A 17,623-nucleotide genomic window follows, 5' to 3' on the forward strand; every position below is an offset into this window, starting at 1 on the left:
TTATTCGTTGGTCACAGCCAGCACTTCTTCCAGCGAAGTGAGGCCTAATTTGGCCTTGTAGAGCCCCGATTCGCGCAGCGACCGAACACCCTCGGCACGGGCCTGCTCAGCGATCTCCAATGCACTCCCATCACGGAGGATGATGCGTTGGATCTCTTCGGAAATAGGCATCACCTGATAGATGCCGAGTCGCCCTTTGTAGCCATTGTTGCAGGCCGAGCAACCTACAGGGCGGTAGGTGACCCAAGAACCATCAATCTCGTGTTCTTCGTACCCCGCATCCACTAAAGCCTCATGGGGGATGTCCGCCGGCACCTTGCACACTGGACACAACCGGCGGGCCAGACGCTGCGCTGTAATCAGAATCACGCTGGATGCAATATTGAATGGCGCTATCCCCATGTTACGCATGCGTGTGAGTGTGGTAGGTGCGTCGTTTGTGTGAAGGGTAGAAAGCACCAAGTGGCCCGTCTGCGCTGCTTTGATGGAAATATCTGCAGTCTCTAGATCTCGAATTTCACCCACCATGATGATGTCGGGATCTTGGCGCAGAAATGATTTCAATGCCACGGCAAAGGTCAGTCCCGCCTTCTCATTCACATTGACCTGGTTAACGCCAGGCAAGTTGATTTCAGAAGGGTCTTCGGCGGTCGCAATATTGACGCCAGGTTTGTTCAGCAGATTTAAACAGGTGTAGAGAGACACCGTTTTACCAGAGCCTGTAGGCCCTGTGACTAAAATCATTCCATAGGGACGACCGATAGCTTGAAGCAATCGCTCCTTCTCGACCGGCTCATAGCCAAGTGCATCGATCCCCAGTTTTGCACTGCTCGGATCCAAAATACGGATCACAATCTTTTCACCAAACAAGGTTGGTAAGGTGCTCACCCGAAAGTCGATCACCCGATCCGGTCCCACCTTGAGTTTCATGCGGCCATCTTGGGGCACACGCTTCTCGGAAATGTCCAGTCGCGATATAACCTTGATACGTGACGCTAGTTTGTCTTTAATTGCAATCGGCGGAGAGGCAATTTCGCGCAATTCTCCGTCGATGCGAAAGCGAACGCGGTATTGATGCTCATAAGGCTCAAAATGTAAATCCGAGGCTCGCATATTGAATGCATCGAGCAACATTTTGTGTAGGAACTTGACAATAGGCGCGTCTTCAACTTCTGTGGCGCCAGTATCCGCTTCTTCAGGCGCATCTTCGATGGCAACGTCATCAAAAGCGAAATCACCTCCACCACTCACGAGCGTATCCATAGATTCGCTGGTAGATTTGGTGGTTGCTTCTACCAATCGGCTGAGCTTGTCATACTCCGCAATAATCCAGTCCACTCCCATTTGGGTAGTGAACTTGATTTTTTCTGCAGCTTCTTGGTCCGTTGGGTCGGCCGTAGCAACAATCAGTCGATTATTTCGTTTGCTCAGAACCACCACGCGATATGCCTGGCATATCTTGTTATCCAGCAGTTCCTTTGGCAAGCGCAATGGATCAATGGCGTCCAGATCGAGCAAAGGTGCGCCAAAGACCGCCGACACCGTATGCGCGAGATCCGCTGCAGAAACAGCGCCCGAACCCGTCAGTTCAGCAATGAAACTGGTCCGGCTGATTTGTGATTTTTTGTAAATGTCTTCCGCTGACTTTTGGGTCAATTTGCCGGCGGACATCAGGGCACGGCCAAGCCCAGGCAGAGCGACTGCGGAAGCTTCTTTGAGGGCAGTATCAACAGCGGCCATGTAACCGGAAATGAGTTAGGTGTGGAAAAGAAACCATCCTATCATCACCGATCAACCACAGGCTGTACAGCGGCGCATATTGGCAACGGCGCCACAAACCAAGGCTTGGGCTCGTGAACGCGCAGTGTTTTTTTTGGTCGGGGTGAGAGGATTCGAACCTCCGGCCTCTACGTCCCGAACGTAGCGCTCTACCAGGCTAAGCTACACCCCGCACATTGCGTTTGCAAATGAATTGAATGCCTATTTCAATTCCGCCGCTCAAGCAGTTGCGAGGCTAATTCTAGCAAACCCTCTGAGTAGGCATTGGCTGGTAAACGTCGGGCGGCGGCCATGGCGCGGTGTGCTTCTGCGAACGCTGCGGCGCGCGTAACGTCCAAGGCGCCGGTCTGGCGGACAATGCTCACGATCTCTGCCAGTTGTTCGGTTGAACCTTGTTCGATGGCGTTGCGAACCACTTCCGCTTGACTAGAAGTCCCCCGCTCCATGGCGGCGATCAGCGGGAGTGTGGATTTGCCTTCGCGCAAGTCATCCCCGAGATTTTTGCCCATTTCTGCGGCGTCGCCGTCGTAATCCAGCACGTCGTCAATGATCTGGAACGCGGTGCCCAGTGCCTGTCCATAAGTTGCGCATGCTTCTTCCACGTCGGGTGGGCTGTTGGCAAGGATGGCGCCCAGACGGGCGCTGGCTTCGAACAGCTTGGCCGTTTTGGATCGGATGACGCGCAGGTAGCCCGCCTCGTCCAGCGATGCATCGTGCATGTTCATGAGCTGGAGCACTTCGCCTTCGGCAATCACGTTCGTGGCTTCGGAGAGGATTTCCATGATGCGCATGCTTCCGGCTTCGACCATCATCTGGAATGACCGGGTGTGCAGAAAGTCCCCGACGAGGACGCTGGCAGGGTTGCCAAAGGTTTCGTTCGCTGTAGGGCGGCCGCGGCGCAAGGTGGATGCGTCCACCACATCGTCATGCAGCAACGTCGCTGTGTGTATCAGTTCGACCACCGCAGCCAGGCTGTGCCGATGGGCGCCACGGTAACCTAAGGCTCCGCATACCATCAGTAGTAGGGCGGGGCGTAGGCGCTTGCCGCCCGCAGCGATGATGTACTGCGAAATCTGGGCCACCAGGGGCACGCTGGATGTCAGTCGCTGACCGATGACCTTGTCAACCTCGTGCATGTCTTGTGCAACGAGCGCGAGGGGGGAAGCTGCGGGGGCGGTATGGTCAGTCAAGATGATGGTCACAGAAAGTGCCGGAATTATAGGAAGGCGCGCCGCGCCGACCGTAAGTCCATCGGCATTTGACGCCCGCCATGCCGAGTGGTGCGATAGGGTCTGGTCAAACGTCTGGAGAAGCGCTATACTCGCGGGCTCTGCGGAAATTCGTCTGCAGAACTCAAATCAAGAGGTCAACATGTACGCGGTCATAAAAACCGGCGGCAAGCAGTATCGCGTTGCTTCCGGCGAAAAAATTAAAGTAGAACAGATTGCTGCGGACGTAGGCCAGGAAATTGTGATCGACCAAGTTCTGGCAGTCGGCAACGGCGCTGAGCTGAAGGTTGGTACACCCCTGGTGTCCGGCGCAACCGTGAAAGCCACCGTCGTGGCCCACGGCAAGCACGACAAAGTGCACATCTTCAAGATGCGCCGTCGCAAGCACTATCAAAAACGCCAAGGCCATCGCCAGCAGTTCACTGAGCTGCAAATCGGTGCGATTGCTGCTTAATCGAAGGAGCTAGTCATGGCACAGAAAAAAGGCGGCGGCTCTACGCGAAACGGGCGCGACTCCAAGCCAAAGATGCTGGGTGTCAAGGCGTTCGGTGGTGAATTGATCAGCGCAGGTTCTATCATCGTGCGCCAGCGTGGCACGCGTTTCCACCCCGGCACCAACGTCGGTGTGGGCAAGGATCACACTCTGTTTGCCCTGGTGGACGGCCACGTGTCGTTTGGTACCAAGGGTGCATTGTCCAAGTCCACGGTCAATGTGACACCCGCCTGAGGATTTTCCTCTGGCACTCATCGAAGCCCCGCTTTGTCGGGGCTTTGTTGTTTGGTCTGTACGCGCTACTGATGTGTTGTTGGTGGGTGGTGGCTGGAGTACGCGTCGCCATTCCGCCACAATGGATTGCCAGCGGATGCTGCGGACCCTTTTGTAAACTGGATACCCCATGAAGTTCGTCGATGAAGCCTTTATTGACATTGCCGCTGGTGATGGTGGCAATGGCTGCGTGTCGTTCCGGCACGAAAAATACAAGGAGTTCGGCGGCCCCAATGGTGGTGACGGGGGGCGCGGCGGGCATGTGTTCGCCGTGGCTGACCCCAATCTGAATACCTTGGTGGACTATCGCTACTCGCGCCGCCATGAGGCCAAACGGGGTGAGCATGGCATGGGTTCCGACATGTTCGGTGCTGCAGGTGCTGACATTACGCTCAAGATGCCGGTTGGCACCATCATCAGCGATGCCGAGACGGGTGAGGTGCTGTACGAGCTGCTAACCCCGGGCGAGGTCATCACCATTGCCAAGGGCGGAGACGGCGGCTTTGGCAACTTGCGTTTCAAGAGCGCCATCAACCGCGCTCCGCGCCAAAAAACGCCCGGCTGGCCTGGAGAGAAAAAGAATCTCAAGCTGGAATTGAAGGTGCTGGCCGATGTGGGCCTGCTGGGCATGCCCAACGCGGGCAAGTCCACCTTCATCACGGCGGTGTCCAACGCGCGGCCGAAGATTGCGGACTACCCTTTCACCACATTGCACCCCAACCTGGGCGTTGTGCGGGTGGGACCTGAGCAGAGTTTTGTGGTGGCCGACATTCCCGGTCTGATCGAGGGCGCATCCGAAGGTGCGGGCTTGGGGCACCAGTTCCTGCGCCATCTGCAGCGCACGCGCTTGTTGCTGCATATCGTTGACGTGGCGCCGTTCGATGAGGCGGTGGACCCAGTAGCCCAGGCCAAAGCCATCGTGAACGAGCTCAAGAAATACGACCAGCAGCTCTACAACAAGCCGCGCTGGCTGGTTTTGAACAAGCTGGACATGGTGCCCGCCGAGGAGCGTGAGGCGCGTGTGAAGGACTTTGTGAAGCGCTTCAAATGGAAGGGCCCTGTGTTTGAAATCTCCGCCTTGACCCGCGAAGGCTGCGAGCCGCTGATCCACGCCATCTTCCGCCACGTGCAGTCCGAGCAGCGCACGGAGAACGAGCCGGTGGAGGTGGATCCTCGTTTTGCTGGTGACGCGCCGGCCTGACGCCTTGAGGTCCAGAGCACAGAATTGCTATATTTTTAATAGCTACTCAGGCATTAAGCAGTAGCGCTATCGGCATCAAAGACATCAAAATGGTTTCCAGCGTATTGAGAGATGCCCGCCGCATCGTGGTGAAGGTGGGCTCCAGCCTTGTGACCAATGAAGGGCGTGGACTGGATGAAACTGCCATCGGCGAGTGGAGTCGCCAACTGGCTGCTCTGGTACGCGGCGACGGGGGCGCACCGCGCGAGGTGGTGATGGTGTCTAGTGGCGCCATTGCCGAAGGCATGAAGCGTCTGGGCTGGACCACGCGACCCCAGGAAGTCCACGAGTTGCAGGCGGCTGCAGCGGTGGGGCAGATGGGGCTGGCGCAGATGTACGAGACCAAGCTGCGCGAGCAGGGCATGGGCAGCGCGCAGGTGCTGCTCACCCATGCCGACCTGGCCGACCGCGAACGCTATCTCAATGCTCGCTCAACCTTGCTTACGCTGCTGCGCTTGGGTGTGGTCCCGGTGATCAACGAAAACGACACGGTGGTCAATGACGAGATCAAGTTTGGCGACAACGACACGCTGGGTGCGCTCGTGGCCAACCTCGTGGAGGCCGACGCCCTGATCATCCTCACGGACCAGAAGGGGCTGTACACCGCTGACCCGCGCCGTGATCCATCCGCACAATTTGTGCATGAGGCCAAGGCAGGTGATCTGGCGCTGGAAGCGATGGCGGGCGGCGCGGGCTCAAGCATCGGCAAGGGCGGCATGATCACCAAGATCCTGGCGGCCAAACGTGCGGCGGGCTCTGGTGCTTCGACTGTGATCGCCTGGGGGCGCGAGCCCGATGTGCTGGTTCGTCTCGTGAATGGCGAGGCACTGGGCACCCTCCTGGTCGCGCAAACGCAGAAAAAGCAGGCCCGCAAGCAGTGGATGGCCGACCATCTGCAGCTGCGCGGCTCCGTGGTGGTGGACGCGGGTGCGGCCGCCAAGGTGCGCGACGAGGGCAAAAGCCTGCTGCCCATCGGCATGACGGCGGTGGAGGGCGACTTTTCGCGTGGCGATGTGATTGCCGTGCGCGACGGGTCCGGAGTCGAAATCGCACGTGGCTTGGCCAACTATGCAGCGGCGGAAGCCCGCCTGCTGTGCCGCAAGCCGTCAACGGAGTTTGAGAAACTGCTGGGCTACATGGCGGAGCCGGAGATGGTCCACCGCGACAATCTCGTGCTGGCGCAGGGCGCTTAGAGATTCACAGCATACATCGATCAGCTTGTGCATCGGTTCCGGGCTGAGGGACGATCCACCCACCAAAACAAAACGCCTGCATTTGCAGGCGTTTTGCATGGAGCGCTACCGGGTCAGCGCGGCGTGTCTGATACCGATGGCATACCGTCAAGCTCTCCCGGCATGCTGTTTTGCGGGTCGGGGTCGAAACTGGCGCCCGGCGGGAGCTCCATTCCCGGGTTGACAAGCATGGAGCCCGTGCGAAACATGTTCGCAGCGCCGGTGTGTTCGCCCTCTCTGGTGCGCAAGCCACTGCGCAAATAACGGTTGCGCTGCTCGTGGCGCGGGAGATAGCGGGCCAGTTCAGTGAGCGCCATCTCGTAAACGCCACGTTTGAACTCGACCACCACATCCAGCGGAACCCAGTAGTCGTTCCACCGCCAAGCGTCAAACTCCGGGTGGTTGGTGGCGCGCAGGTTCAGATCCCAGTCGTGTCCCATCAATTGCAGCAGATACCAGATCTGCTTCTGTCCCTTGTAGTGGCCGCGTGCATCGCGGCGGATGTACCGGTCAGGCACCTCATAGCGCAACCAGTCCCGGGTGCGGGCCACCACGCGAACGTGGTTGGGCAATAATCCCACCTCCTCATGCAGCTCGCGGAACATGGCTTGCTCGGGGGTTTCGCCCCGGTCAATGCCACCCTGCGGGAACTGCCAGCTGTGGGTGCGTATGCGCTTGCCCCAAAACACCTGGTTTTTCTGGTTGAGCAGGATGATGCCGACGTTCGGCCGAAAGCCGTCCCGGTCAAGCATAATCAAACCCCAAATTTTTAAATTGTGTCCATTATGCACGGCGCCTAGCGCGCAGCAAGTGGACGGCCCCGTTCTGCCTGCAATCGATTCCTGATGAAAGCCTCCCAATTCTTCATTTCCACGCTCAAGGAAGCTCCGGCGGACGCCGAAGTGGTCAGCCACAAACTCATGACGCGGGCCGGGCTGATCAAGAAGCTGGGCGCTGGCATCTATAACTACATGCCTTTGGGTCTGCGCGTGATCCGCAAGGTGGAAGCCATCGTGCGCGAAGAAATGAACCGCGCGGGCGCCGTGGAGCTGACCATGCCGGTGGTGCAGCCCGCCGAGCTCTGGCAGGAAACGGGCCGCTTTGAGAAAATGGGCCCTGAGCTGCTGCGCATCCAGGACCGCCATGGGCGCGACTTTGTGGTGCAGCCCACCAGCGAAGAAGTGATCACTGACATCGCACGCCAGGAGCTCAAGAGCTACAAGCAGCTGCCGAAGAACTTCTACCAGATCCAGACCAAGTTCCGCGACGAGCGCCGCCCCCGTTTTGGCCTCATGCGCGGCCGCGAGTTCATCATGAAGGATGCTTACAGCTTTGACCGCGACCAGGCGGCCGCCAAGGCCAGCTACCAGGTGATGGCGCAGGCCTACCGGCGGATCTTTGACCGCTTCGGCCTGACCTACCGCGCCGTGGCCGCTGACAGCGGCGCCATCGGCGGCGACCTGTCGGAAGAATTCCAGGTGATTGCTGCAACCGGTGAAGACGCCATCGTCTACTGCCCGCAGAGCGACTACGCCGCCAACATGGAAAAGGCCGAAGCGCTGGCCCCCGCCGGTCCGCGCGGCGCTGCCACGCAGGCGCTGACCAAGACGGCCACACCGGGCAAGAGCACCTGCGCCGATGTGGCGGAACTGCTGGGTGTTCCACTCAACACCACCGTGAAGTCGCTGGTGCTGGCCACGGACGAAACCAACGAAGCCGGTGAGATCGTCAAGACCCAGGTCTGGCTGCTGCTGCTGCGCGGCGACCACGATATGAACGAGATCAAGGTTGGCAAGGTGCCCGGACTGGCGGGCTTCCGCTTCGCGACGCTGGGCGAAATTGAGGACCACTTTGGCTGCAAGCCGGGTTACCTGGGTCCCATCGGCCTGAAGAAGCCTTTGAAGATCGTGGCAGACCGCGAAGTCGCTGTGATGGCCGACTGGATCTGCGGCGCCAACGAAGTGGACTTTCACATCACCGGCGTCAACTGGAGCCGCGACCTGCCGGAGCCCGACATGGTGGCCGACCTGCGCAATGTGGTGGCGGGCGACCGCTCCCCCGACGGCAAGGGCGAGCTGGCGATCGAGCGCGGTATCGAAGTGGGCCATGTGTTCTACCTGGGCACCAAGTACAGCAAGGGTATGAACGCGACCTTCCTGGGCGACGACGGCAAGCCGGCATTCTTCGAGATGGGCTGCTACGGCATTGGCGTGACGCGCCTGCCCGCTGCCGCCATTGAACAAAACCACGACGAGCGCGGCATCATCTGGCCGGACGCGATTGCGCCGTTCACCGTGGTGGTCTGCCCCGTGGGCATGGACCGCAGCGAGGCCGTCAAAGCCACGGCCGAGCAGCTGTATGCCGACCTGCTGGCCGCAGGCGTGGACGTGATCCTGGACGACCGTGGCGAGCGTCCCGGCGCCATGTTTGCCGACTGGGAGCTTATCGGCGTGCCCCACCGCGTGACCATCGGCGACAAGAGCCTGAAGGAAGGTGTGGTCGAGTACCAGCACCGCCGTGATGCCGCAGCCACCAAGGTGGCCGTGGCCGACATCCTGGCCCACGTGAAGGGCCGCATGGCCGTATGAGCAAGAGCGGCACCCCCTTGAACGCTCCGTGGGCTGCCGCTACTGGCGGCCCCGTGGGGCCGTCGCGCCGCAGCTGCCTGGTGTCGCTGGCGTCGCTGGCAGCGCCCGCTGCCTGGCTGGGTGCTCCGCAGGTGGCGCACGCCGGCGGGCAGCTGGAGGAGCCCCTGATGGACTCGGTGCGTACCGCACTCAGCTCGGCCATCGCCAACCAGGCGCCGCCCGAGCCAGAGTTTTTCACCACCGAAGCGCGCCTGCACTACCTGCGGTGGCTGGGTACGCAAAGCGATCGCCTGCGCCCGCGCAAGCCGGACCTGGAGGTGCGCCGCGACTTCCTGCAGACGGTCTGGTACGAATCCAAGCGCGCGGGGCTGGATGTGTCCCTGGTTCTGGGGCTGATCCAGGTGGAAAGCGGATTCCGCAAGTTTGCGGTGTCCAGCGTCGGAGCGCGGGGCTACATGCAGGTCATGCCTTTCTGGACGCGCGTGATTGGTGATGGCGACCCGGGCAAGCTGTTTCACATGCAGACCAACCTGCGTTTTGGCTGCGTCATCCTGCGCCACTACATCGACCGGGAGCAGGGCGATCTGTTCATGGCCCTGGGCCGCTACAACGGCAGCCGGGGCCGGTCGCCCTACCCGGATGCCGTGTTTGCGGCCCAGCGAAAGTGGCTGTTTGCCGACCGGCCCCAGTCGCCTGCCGCTTAAATTAGTGGACGGGGCATGACACCGGCCGGGCCCCGGTCACTGCGCGGTGGTTGCTGCGGGGGCTGACGGGTTCGCCGCAGTGCCGCCAGAGGCCCCGCCCAGCCGGGACACCATGACCTGGTCGATGCGGTAGCTGTCCACGTCCAGCACCTCAAACTTGTAGCCGCCCCAGCTCACGCTGTCGGTGCGGCGCGGCACGCGGCGCAGCATCACCATCAGGAAGCCCGCCAGGGTTTCGTATTCGCCGGTGTGCGGCAACTCGTCCAGCGACAGCGCATGCAGCACATCCTCGATGGGCGTCACACCGTCGATGAGCCAGGAGTTTTCGTCCCGCCGCACGATCTGCTCCTCATCCACCGGGCCCACCAGGTCACCCATCACGGTGCTCATCACGTCGTTCAGCGTGACCACGCCCACCACCAGGCTGTATTCGTTCACGATGACCGCAAAGTCCTCGTGCACCTGGCGGAACTGCTCCAGCACTTCCGACAACGTGAGCCGGTCGGGCACGATCAGCACCTTGCGCACCAGGCTGTCGTCGGCCAGCGAAATCGGCTGGTTGTTCAGCACGCGCTGGAACAGATCCTTGGCATCCACATAGCCCACCACGTGGTCGATGTCGCCTTCGCACACCGGGTAGGTCGAAAACGGCTCGGCAGCGATGCGCAGGCGGATGACCGAGTCGGGCTCGTCGCGCAGAAAAAATGCAATGCGGTCGCGCGGCGACATGGCGCTGGATACTGTGCGCGTGTCCAACTCAAACACGTTGGTGATGACCTGCTGCTCGCGCGCCGCCAGCACCCCGGCACGCGCGCCTGCCTCCATCATGGCCAGGATATCGTCTGACGTGATGCGGTCATCGCGCAGCGATGACAACCCCAACAGGCGGAACAGCGCGTCGGCCCCCCGGCTGTAGAACCACACCAGCGGCCGCAACAGCGTCATGCACCAGGCCATGGGCTGTGCCAGCCGTATCACGAGTCGTTCGGGCTCGGCCATGCCCAGGCGTTTGGGGAACAGGTCGGCAAACAGGATGAACAGCGAGGTGATGATGAGGAAAGACGCCAGAAACCCCGCCCGCTCGGCCGTGGGCCCTGACATCCACAGCGCAAACAGTTCGCTGAAATGCGGGCTCAGCGCCCCTTCGCCCACGATACCGCCCAGGATGGCCACGGCGTTTTGCCCCACCTGCACCACCGTGAAATAGTCTCCTGGCTGCTCTTGCATGCGCAGTACCCGGTCCGCGCGCGCGTCGCCTTCGTCGGCCATCTGGCGCAGGCGCAGGCGGCGGGCGGCCGCGAGCGAAATCTCGGCCATGGAGAAAAAGGCGCTGGCTGCAATCAGCAGCCCGATCACGAAGAGGCTTTGGGACAGGGTCATGGGACGAGGGTGGAGCCGGTGCACGGTGTGTGTGCCACGGGCCACCAAGTGTATCTGCGCACCTTGTGCGCCGGCCTGCTGATGCTGCCTGGGTGGATAGTGCTAACCCCGCGCCAGGCCTTTGCTTGGCGTGGCGGGGGAGGCGACACCAGCAGGCGACCGCGCTACTTACTGCACAAAGCCGATGCGGCTGCGCCCCGTGGCCGCCTTGGGCAGATCGGTGATCTCCACGGTAGACCGGCGGTCCAGCCGCGCGTTGCCAAAGCCGGTCATCAGCGCCCGCCGCATCTCGCGCGGGGGCATCTGGGCCAGGTGGTCCAGCACGTCGTCCAGCGGTTCGGGGTCGATCAGGCGGCCCCAGTCATGCCCCGCGCGGATGCCCTGGTACAGGTTGCGGGCGATGGTGCGGGCCTGATCCAGCGTGGGCGCCTCCACCTCGAACACGTTCATGCGGTTCAGGATGGGGTCGGGAATGCCGCGTGTGTCGTTGGCTGTGGTGATCCAGATCACCTGGCTCGCGTCGATGGCCACCTCGGCAAACTCGTCGGTAAAGCTCTGGGCGGTGTCGTACTCCAGCAAGCTGTACAGCGCACCCAGCGGGTCGTACTGCGCATCGCTGCTGGCCTTGTCGATCTCGTCCACCACGATGACCGGGTTGGCATATTCGCCTTCGACCAGCGCCTCAAACACCTTGCCGGGCCGCGCGCCCTTCCATTGTGCGGACGAGCCCGACAGCAGCCAGCCGGCGGTCATGGAGCTCATGGGCAGCAGGTTCATGCCCGTGCCCAGCAGCTCGGCCAGGTGGCGCGCAAAGTGGGTCTTGCCGATGCCTGGCGGGCCCAGCAGCAGCATGGGCGTGACTTCCAAGCCGTCGCTGCTGTCCTGCGCCAGCGCCACATGGCGCTTCACGTCGTCCAGCACCTCGGTGAAGTTGGGCAACTGCTCGTACAGGCTGGCCATGTCGGGCACGCCCGAGGGCTTGACCTGAAAACGCTCCGGACCACGCTCCAGCATGCGTTCGTACACGGTGCGCAGGGTTTCGTATTCGCGCTGGTTGCCCGACTCTTGCAACCGGGCCAGCTTGCGTTCCACATCACCCGGATGGAACACGTTGCGCATCTGGGCCACCGGCAGGCGCAGGGCGGGAGACTGGGGAACAAGGCTATGGCTGGTCATTGCATGCTCCTGTGAGGGTTACGTCACGCAATCATTCAAGCACACAACATGCCCGCTGCTCCATCGGAAAAGCCCCTGATTGGTGCCTCTGTTGCGGGCAAACAAAAAGGCCGCCCGAAGGCGGCCTGATGGCGGGTGGCGCAACGGCTGCGTCGATCAGCCTTCGGTGCCCAGCACCTGCTTGAGTTCGCCCGATTCGTACATCTCCATCATGATGTCCGAGCCGCCGATGAACTCTCCCTTCACGTACAGCTGGGGGATCGTGGGCCAGTTGCTGTATTCCTTGATGCCCTGGCGGATTTCGTCGTCTTCCAGCACGTTGACGGTGACCACGCTCTTGGGGTCCACGCCGCAGGCCTTCAGGATCTGGATCGCGCGGCCGGAGAAGCCGCACATGGGGAAGCTGGCGCTGCCCTTCATGAACAGCAGGATGTCGCTGGATTTGACGAGGGCGTCGATGCGTTGTTGGGTGTCGCTCATGGGTAAAACTCCTTGAAAGAGGCGGGCGGGCCTGGGTGGGGGAGGGCCCGCAATGGGATGGATTATTTCACTGTCTGCGCCAAGGGCCATTGCCCGCCCGTGCAACGCGCAATGCCAGCGAGGTCATTGCGGCTTTGCACCTGGGCAAAGCCGCGGGCGGCAAGCAGGGCCTTCACGGCTTGGGCCTGGTCGTAGCCATGCTCCAGCAGCAGCCAGCCCCCGGGGCGCAGGTGGGTGGGCGCCTGGGCCACGATGGTGCGGATGTCTTCCAGGCCGTCTGCGCCGCTGGCCAGGGCCTGCAGCGGCTCGTGCGTCAGCGCGGCCAAGTGCGGGTCGGCGCTGGGGATGTAGGGAGGGTTGGAGACGATGGCATCGAAGGGACCCGCCACGCCCGCCAGCCAGTTGGCGGGCTGGAACTGCACGGGCAGGCCCAGTCGCTCGGCATTGGCCTGCGCCACGGCCAGCGCATCGGTACTGGCATCCACCGCCAGCACCTGGGCGTCGGTGCGCTGGCTTTGCAGCGCCAGGGCGATGGCGCCGCTGCCGGTGCCCAGGTCCACCACGCGGGGCGATGCCAGCGGGGCGATCACCTCCAGCGCCCAGTCCACCAGGGTTTCGGTGTCAGGGCGCGGGTCCAGCACGCGCGCGTCCACCTGCAGCGGCAGGCCGTAGAACTCCTTGCGGCCCGTGAGGTAGGCCACCGGCTCGCCCGCCAAACGGCGCTGGCACAGGGCGATGAACTGGGCGTGGACGGTGTCTTCCATGGCTTCGGTGTCGTGCGCCAGCAGCCAGGCGCGGCCTGCGTCAGGGCGACCCACGGCGTGCAGCAGCAGCAATTGCGCGTCGATGCGTGCCAGGCCCAGCGTGTGGGCCTGCGCCAAAGCCTGGGCGAGGGTGGGAGAGGTGGTGTGGTTCACTATTGTTTTGATAGCTGTTCAGGCATATGAATCTATCGCTACCAGCCAATTTGTCTCAAATTCTGGCCGAGCTCACCCGGTGGCGCCCATCTCCAGCTCTTCCAGCTGCTCGGCCTCGCGGGCATGCTGCAGGGCCTGCAGCACATCGCCCAGGTCGCCTTCCATCACGGCCAGCAGCTTGTACAGCGTGAGGTTGATGCGGTGGTCGGTCAGGCGCCCCTGCGGGAAGTTGTAGGTGCGGATGCGGTCGCTGCGGTCGCCGCTGCCAATCAGGCCCTTGCGCAGCGCGGCCTCCTTGGCGGCGCGTTCGCTACGCTCTTTCTCCTGAATGCGCGCCTGCAGCACCTGCAGCGCCTTCGCCTTGTTGCTGTGCTGGCTGCGGCCGTCCTGGCATTCGGCCACGATGCCGGTGGGCAAGTGCACCACGCGCACGGCAGAGTCGGTCTTGTTGATGTGCTGACCGCCCGCGCCGCTGGCGCGGAAGGTGTCGATGCGCAGGTCCGCCGGGTTCAGGGTGATGGCCTGGTGCTCGTCGGGCTCGGGCATCACGGCCACGGTGCAGGCGCTGGTGTGGATGCGGCCCTGCGTTTCGGTGGCGGGCACGCGCTGCACGCGGTGGCCGCCGGATTCGAACTTGAGCGCGCCGTACACATGGTCTCCCTCCACGCGCAGCACGATTTCCTTGTAGCCGCCCAGCTCACTTTCGTTGGCGCTCATGATCTCCACCTTCCAGCCCTGGGTGGCGGCATAGCGGGTGTACATGCGGGTCAGGTCGGCGGCGAACAGGGCGGATTCATCGCCGCCCGTGCCCGCGCGGATTTCGACGAAGGCATTGCGCGCATCGTCGGGGTCTTTGGGCAGCAACAGGCGCTGGAGTTCATCCTCCAGCTGCACCAGCTCGGCCTCGGCGCTGGTGATTTCTTCCTGTGCCATCTCGGCCATGTCGGGGTCGACCAGCATCTCGCGCGCACCCGCCAGGTCGGCCTCGCGCTGCTGGTAGCGGGCGTAGCGGCCTGCGACCTGCGTGACTTCGGCATGTTCGACGGAGATCCGCCGGTACTGCGCCATGTCGCTCATGATGTCTTCGCGCGAGAGCAGAAAGTCGAGTTCGCCCAGGCGTTGTGCGTAGCGCTCCAGCTGGCTTCGGAGAAAGGGTTTCATGGAATTCTGGGAAAAGGATTTGCTACAGATTTGGTAGCTGTTAGCGCTTGTATATCATGCGCTTGAGACCGATTTGACTCAAATCGGAACGGCTGCGGAGCGGGCGAGCGCCGCTACAGGCCGTTGTTGTGGGGGGTCTTGCTTTGCGAGCGCAGGAACAGGCGCGAGACGGTCTGGGCCGTCTGGGCGCGCATCTCGGCATCGCCCGCGCGCAGTTCGGCCAGAGTGCCGTGCAGCATCTTTTGCGTGAGGCCGCGCGAGAGGGCTTCGAGCACGGCGTCCACATCCTCGCCCTTGGCCAGCAGCTTCTTGGCGCGGGCGATTTCCAGCGCGCGCCATTCGTCCGTCTGGGCGTTGAGCTGCTGGATCAGCGGCACCACGCCACCCTCGGCGGCTGCGGGGCTGCGCAGTTCCATCCAGTGCATGAAGCTTTGCACGCCCGCATCGATGATCGCCTCGGCCTGCGCCACGGCGGCCTGGCGGTTGGCCTGCGCGGTCTGCACCACGGTGGCCAGGTCGTCCACGGTGTACAGGTAGACGTCGCCCAGGGCTTTCACCTCGGGCTCAATGTCGCGCGGCACGGCCAGGTCCACCATGAAGATGGGGCGGTGGCGGCGCTTCTTGAGCGCGCGCTCCACAGCACCCAGGCCGATGATGGGCAGGCTGCTGGCGGTGCAACTGATGACGGCGTCGAACTCGTGCAGACGCTCGGGCAGGTCGGCCAGGCGCATCACCTCACCGCCAAAGCGAGTGGCGAGCTTTTCGCCGCGCTCCAGCGTGCGGTTGGCAATGGCGATGGCCTTGGGGTTCTTGGCGGCGAAGTGCGTGGCGCACAGCTCGATCATCTCGCCCGCGCCGACGAACAGCACGCGGATCTTGGAGAGGTCTTCAAACAGCTGGCTGGCCAGGCGCACGGCGGCGGCGGCCATGCTGATGCTGTGGGCGCCAATCTCGGTACTGGTGCGCACCTCTTTGGCCACCGCAAAGCTGCGCTGGAACAGCTGGTTGAGCGTGGTGCCCAGTGCGCCGGCTGTTTCGGCGGCGCGCACAGCGTCTTTCATCTGGCCCAGGATCTGGGCCTCGCCCAGCACCATCGAATCGAGGCCGCTGGCCACGCGGAAGGCATGGCGGGCGACGAGGCTGTCTTCGAGGGTGTAGGAGTGCGAGCGCAGCAGGGCCGGGCTCACGCCACCGCTTTGGGCCAGCCAGCCCAGCGTGTGGTCCATGGCCGGCGCCTCGGCGGCGCAGTAAATTTCGGTGCGGTTGCAGGTGGAAATGATGGCGGTTTCCACCCCCGGGTGCCGGGTGTTGCTGCCCAGCGACTGGCGCAAACCGTGCAGGGTGGGCGCAATCTGGTCGAGCGCAAACGCAAACCGGCCACGCAGATCGAGCGGCGCGGTGGTGTGGTTGATGCCGAGGGCCCAGACTGCCATAAGCTGCAATTATAAAATTGTTGGCCCGAACAGGCGGCCTTGCTTGTTCAAGCCTTGATTTGGGTCAATTCCATGGGTCCGCTGGACATCGCCAACCACCTCCTCAACTTTGTTGCACCCGCTGCCGCTGTGGCGCTCGTACTGGTGCTTTCGGGCCGCCTGGTGGGCTCGCGCAGCGCCTCTGCGATGTCGGTGTGGCTGCGTGGGGCGATTCTGTTTGCCGTGGGGGTGGCGGTGCTCGCGGCAGGGCTGGTGCTGTGGGGGCGTGACGGCAAGATGCTCACCTATGCCGCGCTGGTCGTGGCCTGCGCCACCTGCCAGTGGGTGCTGGTGCGGGGCTGGAAGGCCTGAAGCTTTCAGCAAGCCGTCACATGTTTTGAGGGTTTGCGAGGGGTGCTCTGGAGGGCTGCCGCGCCCTAGTGTCTGATAGCCTCTTTGCATCTTCCCATGCGGTCGCCATGGTCCGCGTCGACGGAAGCGGCAAGCATCCCTCACACCCACAACCAAAAGCTGGAGACACCCCCATGAAGCTGCTGCGTACCTGCATCACCCTGGCCGCAGGCCTGGCCTTGTCTGCCGCCGTGCATGCGCAGGCGTTTCCGTCCAAGCCGGTTCGTATCGTGGTGGGCTTCCCCGCCGGCGGGCCGCTGGACCAGCATGCGCGCCTGCTGTCCGACAAGCTGCAGACCGTGCTGGGCCAACCCGTGGTGATGGACTACAAGGCCGGTGCCGGTGGCACGGTGGGGGCGCAGGAGGTCATGAGAGCGCCCCCGGACGGCCACACCATCATGCTGGCCAACACGGGGGTGATGGTCATCAACCCCGCGCTGTACAGCCGCCTGCCCTACGCGACCTTGAAGGATTTTGTGCCCGTGGCACGCACGGCCATGCAGCCGTTGGCCTTGCTGGTCAACCCGAGCGTGCCCGCGAAGAACCTGCAGGAGTTCATGGCCTATACCAAGTCGCGGCCTGGTCAGGTCAACTTTGGCTCGGCGGGCAATGGCGGCATCAGCCACCTGGTGCCCGAGATGTTCAAGACGGCCACGGGCCTATTCATGGTGCACATTCCCTACCGGGGCAGCGCGCCCGCGTTCACCGACCTCATGGGCGGGCAGGTGCAGTTCATGGCCGAGAGCATTCCGCAGGCTGCGTCGTACCACAAGCAAGGCAAGGTGCGCGCCCTGGCCGTGACCAGCAAGGAGCGCAACCCCGCGCTGCCCGAGGTGCCCACAGTGATCGAGAGCGGTATCAAGGGCTTTGAGGTGGTGGGCTTCTACGGCTTTCTGGCTCCTGCTGGTACGCCCAAGGACGTGGTCAACAAGCTCAGTGATGCCTTTGGCCAGGTGCTGCAGATGCCCGACGTGCGCAACCGGATGGTGAGCCAGGGTGCCGATCCGGCGTTTTTGGGCGCAGACGACTTTGCCAAGTTCCTGGCCGCCGAGATGCCGCGCTGGGCGGATGCTGTCAAGAAGTCCGGCGCGAAGATGGATTGACCCCCTGAGGCGCTAAGCGCCTTCCCCCTGAAGGGGGGCGCCACC

General features: G+C 62.7%; 17 protein-coding genes and 1 tRNA gene. 8 read left to right on the plus strand and 10 right to left on the minus strand.

Features of this window, described 5'->3' with window-relative positions; translation table 11 throughout:
• The 3 genes from pilB to ACODSU_RS05670 all read right to left on the minus strand — a co-directional run bounded on the left by pilB (position 1) and on the right by ACODSU_RS05670 (position 2,915).
• Complete coding sequence (pilB, locus tag ACODSU_RS05660; RefSeq protein WP_488840750.1) at positions 1–1,740, minus strand: type IV-A pilus assembly ATPase PilB; 1,740 nt, start codon at positions 1,738–1,740, stop codon at positions 1–3.
• A 134-nt stretch (positions 1,741–1,874) separates the two neighbouring features.
• A tRNA-Pro gene (locus ACODSU_RS05665) sits at positions 1,875–1,951 on the minus strand.
• 34 nt (positions 1,952–1,985) lie between these two features.
• Positions 1,986–2,915 (minus strand): polyprenyl synthetase family protein, encoded by a 930-nt coding sequence (locus tag ACODSU_RS05670; RefSeq protein ID WP_488841017.1) that lies wholly within the window; start codon positions 2,913–2,915, stop codon positions 1,986–1,988.
• Positions 2,916–3,150: 235 nt separating this feature from the next.
• Between ACODSU_RS05670 and rplU the strand changes: the two genes are divergently transcribed.
• From rplU to proB, 4 genes are all read left to right on the plus strand, one after another.
• Positions 3,151–3,462 (plus strand): 50S ribosomal protein L21, encoded by a 312-nt coding sequence (rplU, locus tag ACODSU_RS05675; RefSeq protein WP_005794184.1) that lies wholly within the window; start codon positions 3,151–3,153, stop codon positions 3,460–3,462.
• A 15-nt stretch (positions 3,463–3,477) separates the two neighbouring features.
• Positions 3,478–3,735, plus strand: a complete 258-nt coding sequence (gene rpmA / locus ACODSU_RS05680) for a 50S ribosomal protein L27 (protein WP_005794180.1) — start codon at positions 3,478–3,480, stop codon at positions 3,733–3,735.
• Between the two features lie 169 nt (positions 3,736–3,904).
• Positions 3,905–4,975, plus strand: a complete 1,071-nt coding sequence (cgtA, locus tag ACODSU_RS05685) for an Obg family GTPase CgtA (RefSeq protein ID WP_060987288.1) — start codon at positions 3,905–3,907, stop codon at positions 4,973–4,975.
• 89 nt (positions 4,976–5,064) lie between these two features.
• Positions 5,065–6,207 (plus strand): glutamate 5-kinase, encoded by a 1,143-nt coding sequence (gene proB, locus ACODSU_RS05690; RefSeq protein ID WP_488840752.1) that lies wholly within the window; start codon positions 5,065–5,067, stop codon positions 6,205–6,207.
• A gap of 113 nt (positions 6,208–6,320) precedes the next feature.
• On the opposite strand, the gene ACODSU_RS05695 is transcribed toward proB, so the two are convergent.
• Positions 6,321–6,998: an RNA pyrophosphohydrolase gene (locus tag ACODSU_RS05695; RefSeq protein WP_015012721.1), complete on the minus strand. Its 678-nt coding sequence runs from the start codon at positions 6,996–6,998 to the stop codon at positions 6,321–6,323.
• 93 nt (positions 6,999–7,091) lie between these two features.
• On the opposite strand from ACODSU_RS05695, the gene ACODSU_RS05700 reads away from it, so the two are divergent.
• Both ACODSU_RS05700 and ACODSU_RS05705 read left to right on the plus strand, forming a co-directional pair.
• Entirely contained in the window at positions 7,092–8,834 is a 1,743-nt protein-coding gene (locus tag ACODSU_RS05700; protein WP_488840754.1) for a proline--tRNA ligase, read from the plus strand.
• Positions 8,831–9,538 (plus strand): lytic transglycosylase domain-containing protein, encoded by a 708-nt coding sequence (locus tag ACODSU_RS05705; RefSeq protein WP_488840756.1) that lies wholly within the window; start codon positions 8,831–8,833, stop codon positions 9,536–9,538. Before ACODSU_RS05700 ends, ACODSU_RS05705 begins: the two co-directional genes overlap by 4 nt.
• Positions 9,539–9,574: 36 nt before the next feature.
• Here ACODSU_RS05705 and paeA read toward each other — a convergent pair whose 3' ends face one another.
• The 6 genes from paeA to hemA form a co-directional block, all read right to left on the minus strand.
• On the minus strand, positions 9,575–10,918 hold the full coding sequence (paeA, locus tag ACODSU_RS05710; protein ID WP_488840758.1) for a polyamine export protein PaeA: 1,344 nt from the start codon (positions 10,916–10,918) through the stop codon (positions 9,575–9,577).
• Positions 10,919–11,086: 168 nt separating this feature from the next.
• Positions 11,087–12,094 (minus strand): AAA family ATPase, encoded by a 1,008-nt coding sequence (locus tag ACODSU_RS05715; RefSeq protein WP_015012725.1) that lies wholly within the window; start codon positions 12,092–12,094, stop codon positions 11,087–11,089.
• A gap of 156 nt (positions 12,095–12,250) precedes the next feature.
• Positions 12,251–12,574, minus strand: coding sequence for a Grx4 family monothiol glutaredoxin (gene grxD, locus ACODSU_RS05720; protein WP_015012726.1), 324 nt, complete (start codon positions 12,572–12,574; stop codon positions 12,251–12,253).
• A 62-nt stretch (positions 12,575–12,636) separates the two neighbouring features.
• Positions 12,637–13,491 (minus strand): peptide chain release factor N(5)-glutamine methyltransferase, encoded by an 855-nt coding sequence (gene prmC / locus ACODSU_RS05725; protein WP_488840760.1) that lies wholly within the window; start codon positions 13,489–13,491, stop codon positions 12,637–12,639.
• Positions 13,492–13,563: 72 nt separating this feature from the next.
• On the minus strand, positions 13,564–14,652 hold the full coding sequence (prfA, locus tag ACODSU_RS05730) for a peptide chain release factor 1 (protein ID WP_488840762.1): 1,089 nt from the start codon (positions 14,650–14,652) through the stop codon (positions 13,564–13,566).
• A gap of 113 nt (positions 14,653–14,765) precedes the next feature.
• A complete protein-coding gene (gene hemA / locus ACODSU_RS05735; RefSeq protein ID WP_209817591.1) occupies positions 14,766–16,085 on the minus strand; it encodes a glutamyl-tRNA reductase in 1,320 nt (439 codons plus the stop codon).
• Positions 16,086–16,157: 72 nt separating this feature from the next.
• Here hemA and ACODSU_RS05740 point away from each other — a divergent pair, with 72 nt between their 5' ends.
• Complete coding sequence (locus tag ACODSU_RS05740; protein ID WP_309826357.1) at positions 16,158–16,436, plus strand: hypothetical protein; 279 nt, start codon at positions 16,158–16,160, stop codon at positions 16,434–16,436.
• A gap of 173 nt (positions 16,437–16,609) precedes the next feature.
• Positions 16,610–17,578, plus strand: a complete 969-nt coding sequence (locus ACODSU_RS05745) for a Bug family tripartite tricarboxylate transporter substrate binding protein (RefSeq protein ID WP_488840764.1) — start codon at positions 16,610–16,612, stop codon at positions 17,576–17,578.
• The last annotated feature ends 45 nt before the right edge of the window (positions 17,579–17,623 follow it).

Source organism: Acidovorax sp. FG48 (assembly GCF_057809085.1).